This window comes from uncultured Bradyrhizobium sp., assembly GCF_947648125.1.
Classification (GTDB): Bacteria; Pseudomonadota; Alphaproteobacteria; order Rhizobiales; family Xanthobacteraceae; genus Bradyrhizobium.
Genome location: NZ_CANSMR010000065.1, coordinates 1 through 6,390 on the forward strand (window position 1 = coordinate 1; position 6,390 = coordinate 6,390).

Annotated in this window: 5 protein-coding genes and 2 rRNA genes; 3 read left to right on the forward strand and 4 right to left on the reverse strand. The window is 62.3% G+C overall.

All coding sequences use genetic code 11. The features are described 5' to 3' along the window. Positions 1–155: 155 nt before the first annotated feature. On the forward strand, positions 156–1,463 hold the full coding sequence (locus Q0030_RS40380; protein ID WP_298380655.1) for a Gfo/Idh/MocA family oxidoreductase: 1,308 nt from the start codon (positions 156–158) through the stop codon (positions 1,461–1,463). 302 nt (positions 1,464–1,765) lie between these two features. On the opposite strand, the gene Q0030_RS40385 is transcribed toward Q0030_RS40380, so the two are convergent. Continuing rightward, positions 1,766–2,851, reverse strand: coding sequence for an NAD-dependent epimerase/dehydratase family protein (locus Q0030_RS40385; RefSeq protein ID WP_298380658.1), 1,086 nt, complete (start codon positions 2,849–2,851; stop codon positions 1,766–1,768). A gap of 292 nt (positions 2,852–3,143) precedes the next feature. Here Q0030_RS40385 and dctP point away from each other — a divergent pair, with 292 nt between their 5' ends. Continuing rightward, positions 3,144–4,232: a TRAP transporter substrate-binding protein DctP gene (gene dctP, locus Q0030_RS40390; protein ID WP_207833352.1), complete on the forward strand. Its 1,089-nt coding sequence runs from the start codon at positions 3,144–3,146 to the stop codon at positions 4,230–4,232. A gap of 84 nt (positions 4,233–4,316) precedes the next feature. On the opposite strand, the gene Q0030_RS40395 is transcribed toward dctP, so the two are convergent. Next, a complete protein-coding gene (locus tag Q0030_RS40395; protein WP_298380664.1) occupies positions 4,317–4,940 on the reverse strand; it encodes a hypothetical protein in 624 nt (207 codons plus the stop codon). 312 nt (positions 4,941–5,252) lie between these two features. On the opposite strand from Q0030_RS40395, the gene Q0030_RS40400 reads away from it, so the two are divergent. Further along, positions 5,253–5,699 carry a hypothetical protein gene (locus Q0030_RS40400; protein ID WP_298380667.1) on the forward strand — a complete coding sequence of 149 codons (447 nt, stop codon included), beginning with the start codon at positions 5,253–5,255 and terminating at the stop codon, positions 5,697–5,699. A 102-nt stretch (positions 5,700–5,801) separates the two neighbouring features. Here Q0030_RS40400 and rrf read toward each other — a convergent pair. Both rrf and Q0030_RS40410 read right to left on the reverse strand, forming a co-directional pair. Next, positions 5,802–5,916, reverse strand: a 5S ribosomal RNA gene (gene rrf, locus Q0030_RS40405). Between the two features lie 106 nt (positions 5,917–6,022). After that, a 23S ribosomal RNA gene (locus tag Q0030_RS40410) occupies positions 6,023–6,390 on the reverse strand; the annotation flags it as partial.

Consider the following 6,390-nt stretch of genomic DNA (forward strand, 5'->3'; position numbering starts at 1 on the left):
TTTTTTAAAACACCCACACCCCAAACTTCGTCTTGCCGGGGATTGCCCGGCGAATCCACTACTAAACAGGCTCGCGGCACCGAAGTCGTGGATGGCCGGGACAAGCCCGGCCATGACGGAATCAAAGCTGCAACGCTACACCTCGGACACCCATCATGAACCTGCATCACCTCCTCCAAACCCGCGCCGCCGCCGGCAAGCCGGTTCGCGTCGTCCTGATCGGCGCCGGAAAATTCGGCTCGATGTTCCTGTCGCAGGTGCCGCATACGCCGGGGCTCGAGGTACCCGTGATCGTCGATCTCGACCGCGATCGCGCGCGCGAGGCGTGCCGTACCGTCGGCTGGGACGATGCACGGATCGGCGCAACGACCTTCACCGATGACGGCGCCCGCGCGATCGCAGGCGGCGCGTTCGACGTGGTGGTGGAAGCCACCGGCAACCCCGCGGTCGGCATCCGCCATGCCCGCGCGGCGATATCAGCCGGCAAGCATGTGGTGATGGTCAATGTCGAGGCCGACGTGCTGGCGGGGCCGCTGCTCGCCGAAGAGGCGCGCAAGGCCGGCGTGGTCTATTCGCTCGCCTATGGCGACCAGCCGGCGCTGACCGCGGAGATGGTCGATTGGGCGCGCGCCACGGGCTTCCGCGTCGTCGCCGCCGGCAAGGGCACGAAATATTTGCCCGCCTATCACGACGTGACGCCGGAGGGCGTCTGGCAGCATTACGGGCTCACATCAGGCGAAGCGCAATCAGCCGGCATGAACCCGCAGATGTTCAACTCCTTCCTCGATGGCACCAAATCCGCGATCGAGATGGCGGCGATCGCCAACGCCTGTACGCTCGACGTGCCGTCGGAGGGCCTGCTGTTTCCGCCCTGCGGCGTCGACGACCTGCCGCATGTGATGCGGCCGCGTGAGGCGGGCGGCGTGCTGGAGAAACCCGGCATCGTCGAGGTGGTGTCGTCGCTGGAGCGCGACGGCCGTCCGGTGTTCCGAGATCTACGCTGGGGCGTCTATGTGGTGCTGGAGGCGCCGAACGATTATGCCGCCGATTGCTTCAAGCAGTACGGCCTCAAGACCGACGCGTCCGGCCGCTATGCCGCGATGTACAAGCCGTATCATCTGATCGGGCTCGAGCTGAATATTTCCGTCCTCTCGGCGGCGCTGCGCAACGAACCGACCGGGCAGCCGCGCGGCTTCCGCGGCGACGTCGCGGCGGTGGCGAAACGCAATCTGCGCGCCGGCGAGATGCTCGATGGCGAAGGCGGCTACACGGTGTGGGGCAAACTGATGCCCGCCTCCGCCAGCCTCGCCGCCGGTGCGCTGCCGATCGGGCTTGCGCATCGCGTCAAGCTGAAGAACGACATCGCCCATGGCGCCGTGGTGCGCTGGAGCGACGTCGAGGTCGACGAGGGCAACGACACGATCAAGACGCGCAAGGCAATGGAAGCCGCGTTCTCGCGCTAGATGATGAGATGAGGTTGAGCTGGAGCGGCGTCGAAAGTTCACCTCTCCCTTGGGAGAGGTCGGCGCGCAGCGCCGGGTGAGGGGTTACGGTCTCTCCTTGGAGCTGCGGCCCCTCACCCGATTTGCTGCGCAAATCGACCTCTCCCCGCTGGGGAGAGGTGAGCCGAACCCGAGGCCAAACCGATTCAACCTCACTTCATCGCTATGGCGCTCTCTTACCGTTCACTCCAACGGAGCGACGTCCTTCGCCTCTCCCCCCGCAAGAGCGGGGCGAGGGAGCGGTTAGGCCGGTTCCTGAATAACTACGGCAGCAGCCGACTCGCCTTCGCCAACTTGAACCACTTCCGGAACATCGCTTCCGTATCCATCATCTCGGTGAAGCCGGCCTGGTTGATCTTCACCGTCGACACGATCGAGGGCGGTCCGGATTCGGTCTGTCCGTAGCGCATGCTGTAGTCGGCATATTGAAACGACAGGCCGACGAACTCTTCCAGGCTAGGTGCGATCAGATCGTGCTTCCTGCGCAGTTCGTCCCAAGGCGCGATCCATTTCGGATACTCCTGCGCCAGCGACAGCGGCACATGCCGGCCAGGCGCCATCTCGAGCGCATCTGACACCGCGGGCCAGATATTCTCCCAGGTGAAGACGTCGCCATTGGTGACGTTGAAGGCTTCACTGCGTGCGGTTTCCGCATCGCCCGACCAGGCGATCGCGCGCGCCAGGAGATCGACGTCGACCGCCTGCGCGACGCGCGGCGCACCGCCAGGATAGTCGAGCGGCCTGCCCTGCGCGCGCAGCACCGCCGCATAGACGCCGAGCGGCGGGATCAGATCCATCGCACCGCCCATCGCTTCGCCGATGATCAGCACCGGGCGCAGGATGCTCCAGTGCCAGCTCTTGCCACGTTGCAGCTCTCGCAGGAAATTCTCCTGCGCCCAATAGAAATTGGGCTGCTCGTACATTTCCGAGCGGCCCTCGCGCGCCGGCACCGTGAGCGGCCGGACATGCACGCCATAGGCCTTGGTGCCCTGCAGCAGCGCGACATGTTTGAGATCTGGCGCGACGGGTTCAAGCACGCCCATCAGGTTGCGCAGCATGCGGTCGTTGGTTTCGATCTGCCCGGCATCGCGCCAGCCATCGACCAGGCTCGGCGCTTCATAAAGTGCAGCATAGATCAGGTGCGTTGCGCCGGCGAGCTCGGCCGCGGCGCGGCGGCAATCCTCGGCGCTGGTGAGGTCGATTCGCACATGCTGCGCACCATAGAGATCGCGCGGCTTGCGGCGCGACAGCGCGATGCGCTCGCACTCGCCAGATGCGCCGAAGTGTCGCAAGGCGGCGTTGCCCACGAGGCCGGTCGCGCCGGCGACCACGACTTTCTTGTTGGCCATGTCCTTGAACTCCCATCAACTCACCTGCCGTCGTAGCAGATCGCAGCACCGCCGACAGGTATCGGATGAGACCAACAGCGCCGATTTCCCTTCGCAACTGCAACGAAGCCGGACGCTTGATTTCCTCCGGCAAACCATCATCCTGACCGGTGGAACCGGAAGCTCGGATTTCCACAAGAGCCCGTCGAGGGCCACTGGACACATCACCACAGCAACGTCGATCGATCGGCGAAGAAAGACGGCACCAAGATCGTTCCCCTTGTCGAGGCATCGGCACACAGGAGGGATACGCATGAAGCGTCGTGATTTCTTGAGGGCAGGCGGCGTCGGGCTGGCTGCGACGGCGGTGGCTGCGCCCGCGGTCGCGCAATCGATGCCGGAGGTCAGGTGGCGGCTCGCGGCAAGCTGGCCGAAAGCGCTCGATACGCTCTATGGCGGCTGCGAATTCTTCTGCAAGCGCGTCGCCGAAATCACCGACAACCGTTTCCAGATCCAGTCGTTCGCTGCCGGCGAGATCGTGCCCGGCCTGCAGGTGCTGGACGCCGTCTCCAACGGCACGGTCGAGATGGGCAACACCGCGCTGTATTATTACTGGGGCAAGAATCCCGCCTTCACCTTCGGCACGTCGCTGCCATTCGGCCTCAACACGCGGCAGCATATTTCCTGGCTGCAATGGGGCGGCGGCAGCGAACTGATCAACAACCTGCTTGCGGAATACAACTGCGTCGGCATTCCGACTGGCTCGACCGGCGCCCAGATGGGCGGTTGGTTCCGGAAGGAGATCAAGTCGATGGCGGATTTGCAGGGACTGAAATTCCGCGTCGGCGGCTTCGCCGGCACCATCATCGCCAAGGTCGGCGGCGTGCCGCAGCAGATCGCCGGCGGCGACATCTATCCGGCGCTGGAGAAAGGCACCATCGACGCCGCCGAGTGGGTCGGGCCCTATGACGACGAGAAGCTCGGCTTCGTCAAGGTCGCGAAATTCTACTACTACCCCGGCTGGTGGGAAGGCACTGGACAGGGCCACAACGTGATGAACAAGGACAAGTGGAACGCGCTGCCGAAGCATTATCAGGCCGCGATCCAGGCCGCCTCCGAAGACACCTTCACCTGGGTCACCGGAAAATACGATGCGGTGAATCCGCCGGCGCTGAAGCGCCTGATCGTGGCCGGCGCGCAGCTGCGGCCGTTCCCGCAGGAAGTGCTGGAGGCCTGCTACAACGCGGCCAACGAGATCTATGCCGATCTCGCCAAGAGCAATCCGCATTTCGGCAAGATGTATGCGAGCCTCGCCGCCTATCGCAACGAATCGCTGGCCTGGATGCAGGTCGCCGAACTTTCGTTCGACAGCTTCATGATGCGGATGCGCACGCGGACCTGAGCCAGCACGAGATCAGGCACAAAAAAGCCCCGGAGAATTTCTCCGGGGCGCATTTTTGATTCGGCTTTTGATTCGGATCGCAGCTCAGTTGTCGTCGCTGCCGCCGAACTCTTCCATCAGCTTGTCGTAGCTTTTGGTCACGAGGTCGATATTGCCCTTGTTCTCGACTGCGGGCGGCGGCGACTTCAGGGCTTCGTTGAGATCGGCAAGCGCGTCCTTCTTGTCCTTGGCCGACATTTTCTTGTCGGCCTGGACCTGGGCGATCTGTGCCTTCACCACGGCCTCGGGACCGATGTACTTCTTGGTCTGCGGATCGAAGCCGCCGAGCACCAGCGAAATATTGTCGACGACGCTGTTGTAGTCGTCATAGCTGGCGAAACCGTTCTTCTTGGCGATGGCCTCGAGCTGGGCAACGACCTTCGGATCCGGCTTGGCATCCTGGGACAATTTTGCGGTGATCGGGTCCATTTCCTTGGCGGCCGCGATCGCGCCGTCGATCTGCTTGTCGGTCAATGCGATCTGCTTGATCGGGGGCGCCTGGTCCTGTGCCGGAGCTGCGGCCTGCGCGGCAGGCGCGGGCTGCTTTGCCGCCGGCGCCATCTGCTGCTGGGCCTGCGCGAATGCGCCGCTGTTCGACGCCGCGGTCATGGCGATCGCAAGACATGCGACGCTCAACGCAGCAGTTACGGGACGGACGATCTCGCGCATGGAAGTCTCCTTGTTGGGGCAGGTTTGCCGAGCTTCTTGGGTGCAAGAGGTACGGAAATCGAAATGAACGGCCTATGAACTTTCGTCGTAGAGCATGATGAGCAATCGTGGCCGAATGATCACAAAGTATTCAGAGCTTGGTGATCGCGGCGTTCCTGGTTGAAGGTCGGTTGATCAGGAATCGCGCACCCACGCCGCGACGGCTCAGTGCGTGAGCAAAATCCAGCAGCAGCATCGTCCCGTACGCTTGAAACGACAGCCATGGCCCCGTGATGTACAATAACGACCTGTACGACCCAAACCGAGGAAGCAATGACCGTTGAACGTCAATCTGGCTTGGTTCAATTGTTCGAACATCGCTGGTCGACGATCGACTGGGCAATCGCCCGTCTTACCGTTTCGATCGAGAATATCGCGGCTCGCAATGCCCTCTTAGTGCAGAGCTGGGACGAAGACGGCCTGGGGCCAACGACCGGCTGTGCAGGTCGTCTCCCCTCCGGCGTCGCCATCCAACTCTTGGAACGCGCCCATCTCGTTTCTCACTTCGGCGCGCGAGGGCCGGATCTTTACGCTGATGCCACCGATGCCCAGCGCGTCGGAATTGAAAACCTGATTGCGGAGGCATTATCGGCACTCGGGCTCGCCCCATCCGACGTCGAATGGCGAAACCAAGCACCGACAGTGGATGAGGTTATGTCCCTGCAAAGAAGCGTCGATGAAACACGCCGCCACGCCGCCACTCGCGCGTCCAATAGCTGAACTTTGCACCGCGCCGGACAAACAAAAACGCCGCCTCCAATCGGAGACGGCGTTTTGCTTTGATCATGACATCTTAAAGAGGAATTCCATTGTCCTTGGCAGGCCTGGCAGCGACCTACTCTCCCAGGGCTTAAGCCATAGTACCATTGGCGCTGAAGCGTTTAACGGCCGAGTTCGGGATGGGATCGGGTTGAGGCGCTTCGCTAGAACCACCAGGCCGGCGAAGGACAACGGAAACGAAGCAAGCTGTTTGAGCGCGATGCGCGCTAAGGCCTTCTCATTTGGTCTGGGACTTTGCAGTCCTATGGACACTGAAAATGAGAGCAATCAAGCCGATCGAACGATTAGTACCGGTAAGCTACATGCATTACTGCACTTCCACATCCGGCCTATCAACGTGGTCGTCTTCCACGGTTCTCAAGGGAATGCTCGTTTTGAGGTGGGTTTCCCGCTTAGATGCTTTCAGCGGTTATCCCGTCCGTACATAGCTATGCAGCACTGCCGCTGGCGCGACAACTGCTCCACCAGAGGTACGTTCACCCCGGTCCTCTCGTACTAGGGGCAAATCCTCTCAACTCTCCGACACCCACGGCAGATAGGGACCGAACTGTCTCACGACGTTCTGAACCCAGCTCACGTACCACTTTAATCGGCGAACAGCCGAACCCTTGGGACCTTCTCCAGCCCCAGG

Coding starts and splice junctions, on each gene's coding strand:
- Q0030_RS40380 (WP_298380655.1), top strand. CDS start 156: ATGAACCTGCATCACCTCCTCCAAACCCGCGCCGCCGCCGGCAAGCCG.
- Q0030_RS40385 (WP_298380658.1), bottom strand. CDS start 2,851: ATGGCCAACAAGAAAGTCGTGGTCGCCGGCGCGACCGGCCTCGTGGGC.
- dctP (WP_207833352.1), top strand. CDS start 3,144: ATGAAGCGTCGTGATTTCTTGAGGGCAGGCGGCGTCGGGCTGGCTGCG.
- Q0030_RS40395 (WP_298380664.1), bottom strand. CDS start 4,940: ATGCGCGAGATCGTCCGTCCCGTAACTGCTGCGTTGAGCGTCGCATGT.
- Q0030_RS40400 (WP_298380667.1), top strand. CDS start 5,253: ATGACCGTTGAACGTCAATCTGGCTTGGTTCAATTGTTCGAACATCGC.